The organism is Kribbella sp. NBC_00709 (genome assembly GCF_036226565.1).
GTDB lineage: Bacteria > Actinomycetota > Actinomycetes > Propionibacteriales > Kribbellaceae > Kribbella.
Genome location: NZ_CP108996.1, coordinates 4,895,326 through 4,908,300 on the forward strand (window position 1 = coordinate 4,895,326; position 12,975 = coordinate 4,908,300).

The following is a 12,975-nucleotide window of genomic DNA, read 5'->3' on the forward strand; positions in this document are numbered from 1 at the left end:
ATGAGGAAACTCAGTGTGGCGGCGAGCCTGGTAGCGCTCGCGCTGGTTGCGGCCGGGTGTGGAACGTCCGGTGGCGGCGGTTCTGACAGCAAGGCAGCCAGTGGTGGTTTCACTGCGCCGAGCCTGCCGAAGCTGGACAAGCTCGGGACCGGGGAGGGCAAGCTCAGCGTGCTGGCCTGGCCCGGGTACGCGGAGGACGGCTCGAACGACCCGAAGGTCGACTGGGTCACGCCGTTCGAGCAGCAGACCGGCTGCCAGGTGACGGTGAAGACCTTCGGCACCTCCGACGAAGCGGTCACCCTGATGAAGACCGGGCAGTACGACGTCGTGTCCGCCTCCGGCGACGCGACGCTGCGGCTGATCGCGGGCGGGCAGGTCGAGCCGGTGAACACCGACCTGGTCCCCAACTACGCCGACGTGTACCCGTTCCTGAAGAACCGGCCGTGGAACTCGGTGAACGGCCAGATGTACGGCATCCCGCACGGCTGGGGCGCGAACCTGCTGATGTGGCGCACCGACAAGGTGAAGCCGGCACCGACCTCGTGGAGTGTGGTGTTCGACGCGAACTCGCCGTACAAGGGCACGGTGACGGCGTACGACTCGCCGATCTACATCGCCGACGCGGCGATGTACCTGATGGCAACCAAGCCGGAGCTGGGGATCAAGAACCCGTACGCGCTGGACGACAAGCAGTTCAGTGCCACCGTGGATCTGCTCAAGATGCAGAAGACGCTGGTGTCGGAGTACTGGTCCGACTACCTGAAGGAGGTCCAGGCGTTCACCAGTGCCAACTCGGTGGTCGGCACGACCTGGCAGGTGATCGCCAACGTCGCGTCCGGTGAGAAGGTCCCGGTCCAGGTCACCGTGCCGACCGAGGGCGTCACCGGCTGGTCGGACACCTGGATGGTCAGCGCCACCTCCGAGCACAAGAACTGCGCGTACCTGTGGATGAACCACATCATCAGCCCGCAGGCGAACGCGGCCGTGGCCGAGTACTTCGGCGAGGCGCCCGCCAACGGCAAGGCCTGCGCGATGACCGCCGACAAGAACCACTGCACGACGTACCACGCGGGCGACGCGTCGTACGCCCAGAAGATCTGGTACTGGACAACCCCGATCGAGCAATGCCTCGACGGCCGCACCGATGTCAAATGCACCGACTACACCAAGTGGACCCAAGCCTGGACACAGATCAAAGGATGAGCACTTCGAACCGCCGTTCGCGGGTGCGGGTGGGGTTGTTGCTCGGGCCGCCGATGTTGTGGCTCGGGGTTGCTTATCTGGGGGCGTTGGCGGCGTTGTTCGTCACCGCGTTGTGGACGCAGAACGGGTTCACCGGGCAGATCGAGCGGGAATGGACGCTGGACAACTTCCGGACGCTGTTCACCGTCGACGTGTACCGGACGATTGCCCTGCGTACGATCGCTGTGGCCCTGCTGGTGACCGTGATCGACGCGGTGGTCGCGCTCCCGATCGCGCTCTACATGTCGAAGGTGGCCGGGCCGGGACTGCGGCGGTTCCTGCTGGTGGCGGTGCTGATGCCCTTGTGGGCCAGCTATCTGGTGAAGGCGTACGCGTGGCGCGGGATGTTCTCCGAGGGTGGGCTGGTCTCGTCGGCGTTCGAGTCGGTGGGGCTCAAATCGCCCGGATACGGGCTGGCGGCAACCGTCGTGACGCTGGCCTACCTGTGGCTGCCGTACATGATCCTGCCGATCTACGCCGGCCTCGAACGGCTGCCGAACTCGTTGCTGGAGGCATCGGCCGATCTGGGCGGCCGCAGTCTGCAGACGCTGCGGCGGATCGTCCTGCCGACCGTGGTACCGGCGGTGGTGGCGGGTTCGATCTTCACGTTCAGCCTGTCGCTGGGTGACTACATCGCCGTCCGGATCGTGGGCGGCACCAACCAGTTGCTGGGCAACGTCGTGTACGACAACGTGGGTGCCGCCAACAACCTGCCGTTCGCCGCCGCGGTGGCCACCGTGCCGGTCGTCGTGATGCTGGTGTACCTGGCGGCGGTCCGTCGTACCGGAGCGATGGAGAGCCTCTGATGACGATGTCGCGATCGACCCGGATCGTCCTGCGGGTGCTGACCGTCCTGATCCTCTGCGTGATCTACGTGCCGCTGCTCCTGGTGCTGGTGAACTCGTTCAGCGCGAGCAAGACGTTCGCCTGGCCGCCGCGGGACTTCACCCTCGACTGGTGGCGGCGGGCGGCCGAGAGTCAGGGCGCGCTGGACGCGCTCTGGGTGAGCGTGCGGGTCGGGCTGGCCGCGACCGTGATCGCGCTGGTGCTCGGCACGATGGTCGCGTTCGCGCTGCAGCGGTTCCGGTTCTACGGCCGGGAGGTCGTCTCGCTGCTGGTGATCCTGCCGATCGCGCTGCCGGGCATCGTCACCGGGATCGCCCTCAACAACGCGTTCCGGACCATCTTCGGCTGGCAGCTCGGGTTCGTCACGATCGTGATCGCGCACGCGACGTTCTGCATCGTGACCGTGTTCAACAACGTGATCGCCCGGTTGCGCCGTACCGGTCTGAGCCTGGAGCAGGCGTCCGCGGATCTGGGCGCGTCCGGGTTCACGACGTTCCGCCTGGTGACGTTCCCGATGATCCGGTCGGCGTTGCTGGCGGGGGCGTTGCTCGCGTTCGCGTTGTCGTTCGACGAGATCATCGTGACCACGTTCACCGCGGGGGCGAACCTGCAGACGCTGCCGATCTGGATCTTCAACAACCTGTTCCGGCCGAACCAGGCGCCGGTCGTCAACGTCGTCGCGGCCGCGCTGATCGTCTTGTCGGTGGTCCCGGTCTGGCTGGCGCAACGCCTCTCGGGCGATGCCGAGTCCTTGGGAGCAGGACGGTGAATGTTGCGCGCGTCACACCTGCGGAACCAACCAGAAACTCCGCCCGTAACGTCGTATCGATGTGGGGATTCTCGACCGAACGGTCACGACCGTATTCGTTCTCCTGGTCGGCGTCGCCCTGGTCGGCGTCGCTGCCGACCTCGGCGCGGTGATGGGGCCGGACGACGCCCGCGAACTGCACGCGTACCGGACCGCGCCGCACTGCTCGACCGCTCCGTCCGCACCGGCCGAGTGCCGGTGGACGGAGGAGTTCACCGTGTCCGACGTCGACGTCGTCCCGGAATACAAGCGGGGCGACCGCAGGGCGGTCCTGAGCCGTCCATCCGGCGCCAGCTGGACAGTCGGGTTCAACCGAAGCGGCCCGGTCCTGGAGAAACTCCACGAGGGTGAGCGGGTGACCGGCACCGTCTGGCGCGGCCGGATCACCGGGATCACGGCCGACGGGGCCGCGCAGGAGACGCAGAAGGCTCCGGACGGCGCGACCGGGCCCGACCTTTTCGCGCTGATTCTGGCTTCCAGCGGCCTGCTCGCGGTCGGCGCCTCCGCCTGGCGGCTGCGACGTCGTCGCGCCGCCCCGACCCGGGCGATGGAAGCCACGTTCGTCCTGAGCATCGGGATGCTCCCGCTCGGCCTCTTCACAGTGGGCTCGCCGCTCTTCCTGAGCGTCTTCCTCCCGGTGAGCGTGGCCGAGAACTTCTGGCTGCTCGCGGCGATCTTCTGTGCCGGCGCCGTCTGGATGACTGTCGCGACCCACCGGAGCCTGAGGAACGAGGTTCGCCTCCCGGGCAAGCCGATCTAGCCCACCGCGCGTCGGCGTACACCTCAGGGTTCGAGGGTCATGGTGATGGTCCACAGCAGGTTGCGCAGGAGGCGGCGGTCCTCGGGGCTGAGGCTCGCGAGCGCGCGGCGGCCGGCGCGGTCGTAGACCTCTTGGACGGTGTGGGCGAGCTCGACGCCCCGGTCGGTGAGTTCGATACCCACCTGGCGGGCGTCGGTGCTGCTCTTCACCCGGCGGACGAGGCCAGCGGCCTCCATCCGCTGTGTGGTCTTGGTCGCGGTCGGTACTTCGACGTCGAGCACCTTCGCGAGCTGCGCGACCGGGAGCGAGCCGTGGTGCAGCAGCTTCGCCAGCACCAGCTCCTGCCCGATGTGCAACCCGCTGCCGGCCAGCTCCTCGGCCACCGCCTTCCGCGCCGCGCGATCCGCGAACCGCAACGCGACCAGCACATCCGCCTCGTCGGCCGGCGCGTCCGGCGACCACTCGCCCGCGCTGCGCGAGGTGGTCATGTGTGGCTGCGGGGGTGGAAGGGATTGCGGGCGTCGTAGTCGCCCTCGTACTCCGTGGGGATGGCCGGCTCGCCGCGGCTCAGCTGGCTGGCGGAGCGGGGGAGTTCGTCGCGGACCTTCTGGTGGAACGCCTGCGACTCCTCCGGCGTGGTCCGCCCGACGATCTTGCCCGCCTCGACGAGCGACTTCAGCAGCACCCGGTCGTCGCCGTCGTCGACCGGCTGCTCGCCGACCCCGATCAGCTCGAGCTCGGCGACCCCGGCCGGCGTCCGGCGCCGCAGCGCCCACTTCCGGCCGCCGATCGAGATCTTGTCCGGGCTCTTCTTCGCCACCGGGACCAGCGTCCCGCTCTCGTCCTCCCGCGCGACCAGCTTGTACACGAACCCGCAGGTCGGGTATCCCGACCCGGTGACCAACGACGTCCCCACGCCGTACCCGTCGACCGGGGCCGGAGCCAGCGCGGCGATCTGGAACTCGTCCAGGTCGCTGGTCACGATGATCCGGGTCTTGGTCGCGCCGAGCGAGTCCAGCTGCTCGCGGACCTGGCCGGCCAGCGACGGGAGGTCGCCGGAGTCCAGCCGGACCGCGCCCAGGTCGGGCCCGGTCAGCTCGATCGCGGTCCGGACCGCCTCCGCGACGTCGTACGTGTCGACGAGCAGCGTGGTGCCCTTGCCCAGCGCCTCGACCTGGGACCGGAACGCCTCCCGCTCGTCGTCGTGCAGCAGCGTGAACGAGTGCGCCGCGGTCCCGGTGCTCGGGATGCCGAACCGGCGGGCCGCCTCCAGGTTCGAGGTCGCGGTGAAGCCGGCGATGTACGCCGCCAGCGCCGAGGCGACCGCTGCCTCTTCATGGGTACGCCGCGAACCCATCTCGATACACGGCCGCCCACCGGCCCACCAGGTCATCCGCGACGCCGCCGAGGCGACCGCCGAGTCGTGGTTCAGGATCGAGAGGAAAACGGTTTCCAGGAGCACTGCCTCGGCGAACGAGGACTCGACCACGAGGACGGGGGAGCCGGGGAAGAAGATCTCGCCGTCGGCGTAGCCGGAGATGTCGCCGGTGAACCGGTAGTCCGCCAGCCAGTCCCGGGTAGCCTGGTCCACGATGCCGCGATCGGTCAGGAAGGCGATCGTCTGCTCGTCGAAGCGGAACCGCTCGAGCGCGTCGAGCAGCCGGTTGACGCCGGCCACCACGCCGTACCGGCGGCCGTCCGGCAGGCGGCGGGCGAACAGCTCGAAGACCGAGCGGCGGTGCGCCGTGCCGTCGGCCAGGCTGGCCTGCAGCATCGTCAGCTCGTAGTGGTCCGTGAGGAGTGCCGTCGAGTGGGTCACAGAGGCAGCCTATTGCGAACCGCGAACCGATGATGGGGAGAATGGACAGGTGAGCACCGCACCGAGCGAGTTGGACAGCCCCGAGGTCACCGAGGCGATCCAGCTGAGCCCGCCCTGGATGACGATCGTCTGGAACGATCCGGTGAACCTGATGGACTACGTCACGTTCGTGTTCCAGACGTACTTCGGCTACTCCAAGCAGAAGGCGGAGAAGCTGATGCTCCAGGTGCACCAGGAAGGCAAGTCCGCGGTCTCGAACGGCAACCGGGAAGCGATGGAACGCGACGTGGAAGCGATGCACTCCTACGGCCTGTGGGCCACCTGCGAGAAGTCGTGACCCGGTTCCGCAAGCGCCGCAAGACCGTCGTCGTCAGCTTCGCCGAGCATGAGGCGGACATCCTGGCGAACCTGCTCCGCAACCTGGTCGAGCTCCTGTACGACGGCCTGCCGCCGCGCTCCGCCGAGTCCAGCGACCCGCTCGCCGCGCTCCTGGAGTCCGACGGGCCGACGTCCCCGCCCGAGGACGTCGTACTGCAACGGTTGCTGCCCGACGCGTACAAGACCGACGACATGGCATCGGCGGAGTTCCGCCGCTTCACCGAGCGCGGCCTGCGCGAGGGCAAGGTGACCGACGCGAAGCGGGTCCTGTCGGCCCTGGAGGAGTCCGGCGCCGACGAGATCGCCCTGGAGCCCGACGAGCAACTCTCCTGGCTCCGCGCCCTGAACGACCTCCGCCTCGCCATCGGCACCCGCCTCGACATCAAGGACGAGGACGACTACTCCACCTGGGAGAACCTCCCGGACGACGACCCCCGCCGCCTGACCTACGACCTCTACGACTGGCTGGGATACCTCCAATCGGCGCTCCTGCATAACATGCGCTAGGTGAGCTATCCGAAGGTTGGGGTGCCGGACTTTCCTGGGGTCGAGCGTGGGGTGCTCGAGTACTGGGAGGGCGACGGGACGTTCAGGGCGTCGCTGAAAGGTGAGGACGAGTTCGTCTTCTACGACGGGCCGCCGTTCGCCAACGGGCTGCCGCACTACGGGCATCTGCTGACCGGGTACGTGAAGGATGTCGTGCCGCGGTACCAGACGATGCGCGGGCACCTGGTGGAGCGGCGGTTCGGGTGGGACACGCACGGGCTGCCGGCGGAGCTGGAGGCCCAGCGGGTGCTCGGGCTGAAGACGAAGGCGGAGATCCTGCAGCTGGGGATCGAGAAGTTCAACGACGCCTGCCGGGCCTCGGTGCTCAAGTACACCGACGAGTGGCGCAGCTACGTGACCCGGCAGGCGCGGTGGGTCGACTTCGAGCACGACTACAAGACGCTCAACCCCGACTACATGGAGTCGGTGATCTGGGCGTTCAAGACGCTGTACGACAAGGGCCTGGTGTACGAGGGCCTCCGGGTCCTCCCGTACTGCTGGAACGACGAGACCCCGCTGTCCAACCACGAGCTGCGGATGGACGACGACGTCTATCAGCTCCGACAGGACCCGTCGGTCACGATCGCGGTCGAGCTCGAGACCGGCGAACGGCTCCTCGCCTGGACGACCACGCCGTGGACCCTCCCGAGCAACCTCGCGATGGCCGTCGGCCCCGACGTCGACTACGCGGTTGTGCTGGTGGATGGCCGGGAGACGATTCTCGCTGAGGCTCGGTTGGATGCCTACGGGTACACGGATGTCGTCCGTCGCCTGAGGGGTTCCGAGCTGATCGGCCTGCACTACACCCCGCTGTTCGACTTCCTCGCGGGTACGGCGAACGCCTTCCAGGTGATCGCCGCCGACCACGTCACGACCGAGGACGGTACGGGCGTCGTGCACCTGGCGCCGGCGTACGGCGAGGAGGACCAGCTCGCGTGCGAGGCCGCCGGGATCCCCACGGTGCTGACCGTCGACGACGGAGCACATTTCACGTCGGTCGTTCCGCCGTACCAAGGTCTGCATGTCTTCGAGGCGAACCGGCCGATCATCCGCGACCTGCGCGCGGCCGGCGCGCTGGTCCGCGAGGACAGCATCGTGCACAGCTACCCGCACTGCTGGCGGTGCCGGAATCCGCTGATCTACAAGGCGGTCTCGAGCTGGTTCGTCGAGGTGACCCGGATCCGGGACCGGATGGTCGAGCTGAACGAGCAGATCACCTGGGTGCCGGAGCACGTCAAGCACGGGCAGTTCGGCAAGTGGCTGTCGAACGCGCGTGACTGGTCGATCAGCCGGAACCGGTTCTGGGGTTCGCCGATCCCGGTCTGGCGGTCGGACGATCCGGCGTACCCGCGGATCGACGTCTACGGCTCGATCGAGGAGCTGGAGCGCGACTTCGGCGTACCCGTCCCGGACCTGCACCGGCCGTACGTCGACCAGCTGACCCGGCCGAACCCGGACGACCCGACCGGTCGCTCGACGATGCGGCGGGTGCCGGATGTGCTCGACGTGTGGTTCGACTCGGGGTCGATGAGTTTCGCGCAGGTGCACTACCCGTTCGAGAATCAGGACTGGTTCGAGGGCCATTTCCCGGGCGACTTCATCGTCGAGTACATCGGCCAGACGCGCGGCTGGTTCTACACGATGCACGTGTTGTCGACGGCGCTGTTCGACCGGCCCGCGTTCCGGTCGTGCCTGAGTCACGGGATCGTGCTCGGCAACGACGGGCAGAAGATGAGCAAGTCGCTGCGGAACTACCCGGACGTGACCGAGGTGTTCGACCGCGACGGCGCGGACGCGATGCGCTGGTTCCTGATGTCGAGCCCGATCCTGCGCGGCGGCAACCTGATCGTCACCGAACAGGCGATCCGCGACGGCGTCCGCCAGACCCTGATCCCGTTGTGGAACGCCTGGTCCTTCTTCACCCTCTACGCCAACGCCGCCGACCTCACCGGTCGCTGGTCGACGGCGTCCACCGATGTCCTCGACCGCTATCTGCTGGCCCGACTCCGCGTGCTCGTCACCGACGTGCAATCCCACCTCGACAGGTATGACATCGCCTCGGCCTGTGACGCGGTCCAGGGGTATGTCGACATCCTCACCAACTGGTACATCCGCCGCTCCAGGGACCGTTTCTGGGCCGGTGAACAGGATGCGATCAACACGCTCTACACCGCCCTCGAGGTTCTCTGCCGGACCGCGGCGCCGCTGCTCCCACTGGTCACCGAGGACATCTGGCGCGGTCTCACCGGCGACCGCTCCGTGCACCTGACCGACTGGCCGTCGTACGCCGACCTGCCCGACGACCCGGAACTCGTCGACCGGATGGAGCGCGCCCGCGAGATCTGCTCGGTCGCGTCGTCGATCCGCAAAGCGGCCGGCATCCGCGCCCGCCAGCCGCTCCAGCGGTTGACGATCGCGGTCGCCGACCCGGACGTACTGCGGGAGCTGGCGCCGATCATCGCGGCGGAGGTGAATGTCCGCGACGTGGTTCTGACCCCGTTGGACGAAGCGGACGCGGCGGACGCGCCGGTGTCGCAGCGGCTGACCGTGTCTGCACGGGCGGCCGGACCGCGGCTCGGCCGGGACGTGCAGACGGTGATCAAGGCGTCGAAGAGCGGTGACTGGTCGGTGTCCGACGCCGGTGTCGTGGTTGCCGGGGGCATCGAGTTGGCGGAGGGCGAGTACACGCTCGAGACCACGTTGACCGACGAGGCGTCCGCGAGCGGGCTGCTGGCTCGCGGTGGGTTCGTCGTACTGGACACAACGGTGACGCCCGAGCTCGAGGCGGAAGGGACTGCCCGCGACGTGATCCGCTCGGTGCAGCAGGCTCGCCGCGACGCCGGACTCGAGGTGACCGATCGGATCCGCCTGTCGCTGACCGCCGCCGACGAGGTTGTCCGGGCCATCGACACGCATCGCGAGCTGATCATGGCCGAGACGCTGGCGGACGAGGTCACGTTCGCCAGCGGCTCCGAGCCGTTGATCAGCGTCGAGAAGATCTCATGAGCTGACGGGCTGCGCAGCGAACAGCGCGAACTGCCGCTCGAGCGCCTTGGACGTCCCGTTGCGCCAGCCCTCTGCCACCGGTTCCGAGAAGGGATCCGGGAAGATCTCCTCGTCCCCGTTCTCGATGCCGTCGAGGATGGCGCGGGCGACCGACTCCGGTGACGCCTTCGGGATGTCGGCGCGCGGGCCCATGTCGGTGTCGACCGGTCCGGCCAGGGCAGCATGCGCCGTCACGCCCTGGCCCGCGAACGCCGTGCGGAACGATTGGGTGAGCGAGAAGGCAGCCGCCTTCGAGACCGAGTACGTCGGATCGAGGGGTACGGCGGCCAGGGACGCCAGCGACAGCACGTTGACGATCGCCCCGCCGGACCGGGTCAGCAACGGCAGGAAGGCATGCGTCACGTCGTACGTGCCGAACAGGTTGACGGCGAGGTGCTGTTCGAGGGCGGCCCGGTCGCTGAGATCGGCGTACAGCCCGAGGCCCGCGTTGTTGATGAGAACGTCCAGGGACTCGACGCTCTCCACGGCTGCGCGGATCTGCGCCGCGTCGGTCACGTCGAGGGTGATGGGTGTGACGCGCTGATCCGGGTGGGTCAGCGGCCGGCGCGTACCGGCGTACACCCGCTTGGCGCCTCGCTTCAGCGCGTCCTCGACGAGTGCCTTCCCGATACCGCGGTTGGCTCCGGTGACCAGAACTGCAGTGTTTTCGATGTTCATGACAGAACAGACCAGGTTCGGGTCGCGAACTGACCGGTCCCGCAGCGATCAGTTCGGCCGCCCGCCGGTGTCGGGGCCACGCCGCACCGGTGTCTAAGGTGTCGGGCATGGAGACGCGGAGACTTGGACGGACCGGGCGGGACGTGGGCGTGGTCGGGCTCGGTGCGTGGCAGTTGGGCGCGGACTGGGGCGAGGTGGACGAGGGCGATGCGCTCGGCGTGCTGCACGCGGCGATCGACGGCGGCGTCACGTTCATCGATACCGCCGACGTGTACGGCGACGGGCGCAGTGAGCGGCTGGTCGGCCAGGTGCTGAAGTCGCACGACGGCCTCACCGTGGCGACGAAGATGGGTCGCCGGGTCGAGCAGGTGCCGGCGAACTACGCGGCGGCGAACTTCCGTGCCTGGAACGACCGCTCCCGCCAGAACCTCGGCGTCGACACGATCGACCTGGTCCAGCTGCACTGCCCGCCGACGCCCGTGTACTCCAGCGACGAGGTCTTCGACGCGCTCGACGCGATGGTCGACGAGGGCCGGATCGCGGCGTACGGCGTGAGCGTCGAGACCTGCGCCGAGGCGCTCACCGCGATCGCCCGGCCGAACGTCGCGTCCGTGCAGATCATCCTGAACGCGTTCCGGCTGAAGCCGCTCGACGAGGTGCTCCCCGCGGCGCGGGAGGCCGGCGTCGGCATCATCGCCCGCGTCCCGCTGGCCAGCGGTCTGCTCTCCGGCAAGTACGACGAGAACACGGTCTTCGGCGCCGACGACCACCGCACGTACAACCGTCACGGCGAGGCCTTCGACGTCGGTGAGACCTTCTCCGGCGTCGACTTCAGCACCGGCCTGAGCGCCGTACGCCGCCTGATGCCGTGGGTGCCGGCCGGCACCACGATGGCCCAGTTCGCCCTCCGCTGGATCCTCGACCAACCCGGCGTCTCGGTCGTCATCCCCGGCGCCCGCAACCCGGAGCAGGTGGCCGGCAACATCTCGGCCGACACCCTCGCCCCGCTCACCGGCGACCAACTCAGCGCGGTCCGCGACACCTACGACGAACTGATCCGCCCCCAGATCCACGACCGCTGGTAACTCGCTGTCCGCATTGTGGACCGACTCCGTGGTTGGCGGGGTCGGCGCGGCGCTCGCCGTACCGTGGAGGCGTGCTGGTGATCGAGAAGGCGACGTACGAGGCGATCGTCGCGCATGCCCGGAAGGACCATCCGGACGAGGCGTGCGGGGTGGTCGCGGGCGCGGAAGGGTCGGACCGGGCGACCCGGTTCATCCCGATGCTGAACGCCGCCATGTCGCCGACGTTCTACGAGTTCGACTCCGGGGATCTGTTCCGGCTGTACAAGGAGATGGGCGAGCGGGACGAGGAGCCGGTGGTGATCTACCACTCGCACACCGCCACCGAGGCGTACCCGTCGCGCACCGACATCAACCTGGCCCAGGAGCCCGGCGCGCACTACGTGCTGGTGTCGACCCGGGACGGCGCCGACTCCCCGGCGTACGACGGGCCGGTCGAGTTCCGCTCGTACCGGATCGTCGACGGCGAGGTCACGGAAGAAGAAGTACGCGTGGTTGGTTCTTATACGGAAATCGAAGGAGAGCACTGAGATGGCGATCGAGCTGCGCGTGCCGACGATCCTGCGCACCTACACCGGTGGCGCGAAGGCGGTCGACGGTGACGGCGCGACCCTGGCCGAGTTCATCGACGACGTGAACGGCAATCACCCGGGCCTCAAGGAGCGCATCGTGGAGGGTGAGCCGGAGGAACTGCGCCGGTTCGTGAACGTGTACGTGAACGACGAGGACGTCCGGTTCACCGGCGGCCTGAAGACCGAGATCAAGGACGGCGACGTGGTCGTCGTGCTGCCCGCGGTCGCCGGCGGCTGATCGTGCGCTTCGACAGCCTGCTCGACTCCGTCGGCGGCACCCCGCTGGTCGGCCTCCCGAAGCTCTCGCCGTCGGGTGACGTGCGCCTGTGGGCGAAGCTCGAGGACCACAACCCGACCGGCTCGATCAAGGACCGGGCCGCGCTCCGGATGCTGCTGGACGCGGAGAAGGACGGTCGGCTCCGCCCGGGCAACACGATCCTCGAGCCGACCTCGGGCAACACCGGGATCTCGCTGGCGATGGCCGCCAAGCTGCGCGGCTACCGGATGGTCTGCGTGATGCCGGAGAACACCTCCGAGGAGCGCCGCCAGATCCTGCGGATGTGGGGCGTCGAGATCATCTCCTCGCCGGCCGCGGGTGGGTCCAACGAGGCCGTGCGAGTCGCCAAGCAGGTCGCCGAGGACCACCCGGACTGGGTGATGCTGTACCAGTACGGCAACCCGTCGAACGCGCTAGCGCACTACGACGGCACCGCGCGGGAGATCTTCGCTGACCTGCCGTCGGTGACGCACTTCGTGGCCGGCCTCGGCACGACCGGCACGCTGATGGGCGCCGGCCGGTTCTTCCGCGAGCACAAGCCGGACGTGAAGATCGTCGCCGCCGAACCGCGGTACGGCGAGCTCGTCTACGGCCTGCGCAACCTCGACGAGGGCTTCGTCCCCGAGCTGTACGACGAGACGCTGATCGACGCCCGCTTCTCGGTCGGCCCGCGCGACGCCGTCCGCCGGGTGCGCGAACTGCTCGACAACGAGGGCATCTTCGCCGGCATCTCGACCGGCGCGATCCTGCACGCGGCGCTCGGCCAGGCGGCCAGGTGTGTGCATGACGGCGAGACCGCGGACATCGCGTTCGTGGTCGCGGACGGCGGCTGGAAGTACCTGTCGACCGGCGCCTACGAAGGCACGATCGACGAGGCCGAGGATCGCCTCGAAGGCCAGCTCTGGGCCTGAAGGTCCGGGCC

Annotated in this window: 14 protein-coding genes; 11 read left to right on the forward strand and 3 right to left on the reverse strand. The window is 68.6% G+C overall.

Annotation, left to right across the window (positions count from 1 at the left end):
• From OHA18_RS24075 to OHA18_RS24090, 4 genes are all read left to right on the forward strand, one after another.
• A complete protein-coding gene (locus tag OHA18_RS24075) occupies positions 1 to 1,203 on the forward strand; it encodes an ABC transporter substrate-binding protein (protein WP_328997539.1) in 1,203 nt (400 codons plus the stop codon).
• Positions 1,200 to 2,048, forward strand: coding sequence for an ABC transporter permease (locus OHA18_RS24080; RefSeq protein WP_328997540.1), 849 nt, complete (start codon positions 1,200 to 1,202; stop codon positions 2,046 to 2,048). The genes OHA18_RS24075 and OHA18_RS24080 overlap by 4 nt, the downstream gene beginning before the upstream one ends.
• The gene (locus OHA18_RS24085; protein ID WP_328997541.1) at positions 2,048 to 2,857 is read left to right on the forward strand and encodes an ABC transporter permease; all 810 of its coding nucleotides are present in this window, start codon (positions 2,048 to 2,050) and stop codon (positions 2,855 to 2,857) included. Before OHA18_RS24080 ends, OHA18_RS24085 begins: the two co-directional genes overlap by 1 nt.
• A gap of 61 nt (positions 2,858 to 2,918) precedes the next feature.
• A complete protein-coding gene (locus OHA18_RS24090; protein WP_328997542.1) occupies positions 2,919 to 3,656 on the forward strand; it encodes a hypothetical protein in 738 nt (245 codons plus the stop codon).
• Positions 3,657 to 3,679: 23 nt separating this feature from the next.
• Here OHA18_RS24090 and OHA18_RS24095 read toward each other — a convergent pair whose 3' ends face one another.
• Together OHA18_RS24095 and OHA18_RS24100 are read right to left on the reverse strand one after the other, a co-directional pair.
• Entirely contained in the window at positions 3,680 to 4,144 is a 465-nt protein-coding gene (locus OHA18_RS24095) for a MarR family winged helix-turn-helix transcriptional regulator (RefSeq protein WP_328997543.1), read from the reverse strand.
• Positions 4,141 to 5,430 carry a nicotinate phosphoribosyltransferase gene (locus OHA18_RS24100; protein ID WP_442914421.1) on the reverse strand — a complete coding sequence of 430 codons (1,290 nt, stop codon included), beginning with the start codon at positions 5,428 to 5,430 and terminating at the stop codon, positions 4,141 to 4,143. The genes OHA18_RS24095 and OHA18_RS24100 overlap by 4 nt, the downstream gene beginning before the upstream one ends.
• A gap of 94 nt (positions 5,431 to 5,524) precedes the next feature.
• On the opposite strand from OHA18_RS24100, the gene clpS reads away from it, so the two are divergent.
• The 3 genes from clpS to ileS are packed head-to-tail and all read left to right on the forward strand — an operon-like array spanning position 5,525 to position 9,405.
• Positions 5,525 to 5,812: an ATP-dependent Clp protease adapter ClpS gene (gene clpS, locus OHA18_RS24105; RefSeq protein ID WP_130444963.1), complete on the forward strand. Its 288-nt coding sequence runs from the start codon at positions 5,525 to 5,527 to the stop codon at positions 5,810 to 5,812.
• A complete protein-coding gene (locus tag OHA18_RS24110) occupies positions 5,809 to 6,360 on the forward strand; it encodes a DUF2017 domain-containing protein (protein ID WP_328997545.1) in 552 nt (183 codons plus the stop codon). Before clpS ends, OHA18_RS24110 begins: the two co-directional genes overlap by 4 nt.
• On the forward strand, positions 6,361 to 9,405 hold the full coding sequence (gene ileS, locus OHA18_RS24115) for an isoleucine--tRNA ligase (protein WP_328997546.1): 3,045 nt from the start codon (positions 6,361 to 6,363) through the stop codon (positions 9,403 to 9,405).
• Here the strand turns inward: ileS and OHA18_RS24120 are convergent.
• Positions 9,400 to 10,122 carry an SDR family NAD(P)-dependent oxidoreductase gene (locus OHA18_RS24120; RefSeq protein ID WP_328997547.1) on the reverse strand — a complete coding sequence of 241 codons (723 nt, stop codon included), beginning with the start codon at positions 10,120 to 10,122 and terminating at the stop codon, positions 9,400 to 9,402. The genes ileS and OHA18_RS24120 overlap by 6 nt on opposite strands.
• 107 nt (positions 10,123 to 10,229) lie before the next feature.
• Here OHA18_RS24120 and OHA18_RS24125 point away from each other — a divergent pair, with 107 nt between their 5' ends.
• From OHA18_RS24125 to OHA18_RS24140, 4 genes are all read left to right on the forward strand, one after another.
• A complete protein-coding gene (locus OHA18_RS24125; protein ID WP_328997548.1) occupies positions 10,230 to 11,207 on the forward strand; it encodes an aldo/keto reductase in 978 nt (325 codons plus the stop codon).
• Positions 11,208 to 11,278: 71 nt separating this feature from the next.
• Positions 11,279 to 11,734: a M67 family metallopeptidase gene (locus OHA18_RS24130; protein ID WP_328997549.1), complete on the forward strand. Its 456-nt coding sequence runs from the start codon at positions 11,279 to 11,281 to the stop codon at positions 11,732 to 11,734.
• A 1-nt stretch (position 11,735) separates the two neighbouring features.
• Positions 11,736 to 12,014, forward strand: coding sequence for a MoaD family protein (locus OHA18_RS24135; protein ID WP_328997550.1), 279 nt, complete (start codon positions 11,736 to 11,738; stop codon positions 12,012 to 12,014).
• A 2-nt stretch (positions 12,015 to 12,016) separates the two neighbouring features.
• On the forward strand, positions 12,017 to 12,964 hold the full coding sequence (locus tag OHA18_RS24140) for a PLP-dependent cysteine synthase family protein (protein WP_442914327.1): 948 nt from the start codon (positions 12,017 to 12,019) through the stop codon (positions 12,962 to 12,964).
• Positions 12,965 to 12,975 lie beyond the last annotated feature (11 nt).

Bases quoted from the DNA above. Each gene is read 5' to 3' on its own strand.
- OHA18_RS24075 (WP_328997539.1), top strand. From the start codon at position 1: ATGAGGAAACTCAGTGTGGCGGCGAGCCTGGTAGCGCTCGCGCTGGTT.
- OHA18_RS24080 (WP_328997540.1), top strand. From the start codon at position 1,200: ATGAGCACTTCGAACCGCCGTTCGCGGGTGCGGGTGGGGTTGTTGCTC.
- OHA18_RS24085 (WP_328997541.1), top strand. From the start codon at position 2,048: ATGACGATGTCGCGATCGACCCGGATCGTCCTGCGGGTGCTGACCGTC.
- OHA18_RS24095 (WP_328997543.1), bottom strand. From the start codon at position 4,144: ATGACCACCTCGCGCAGCGCGGGCGAGTGGTCGCCGGACGCGCCGGCC.
- OHA18_RS24100 (WP_442914421.1), bottom strand. From the start codon at position 5,430: ATGCTGCAGGCCAGCCTGGCCGACGGCACGGCGCACCGCCGCTCGGTC.
- OHA18_RS24120 (WP_328997547.1), bottom strand. From the start codon at position 10,122: ATGAACATCGAAAACACTGCAGTTCTGGTCACCGGAGCCAACCGCGGT.
- OHA18_RS24125 (WP_328997548.1), top strand. From the start codon at position 10,230: ATGGAGACGCGGAGACTTGGACGGACCGGGCGGGACGTGGGCGTGGTC.
- OHA18_RS24135 (WP_328997550.1), top strand. From the start codon at position 11,736: ATGGCGATCGAGCTGCGCGTGCCGACGATCCTGCGCACCTACACCGGT.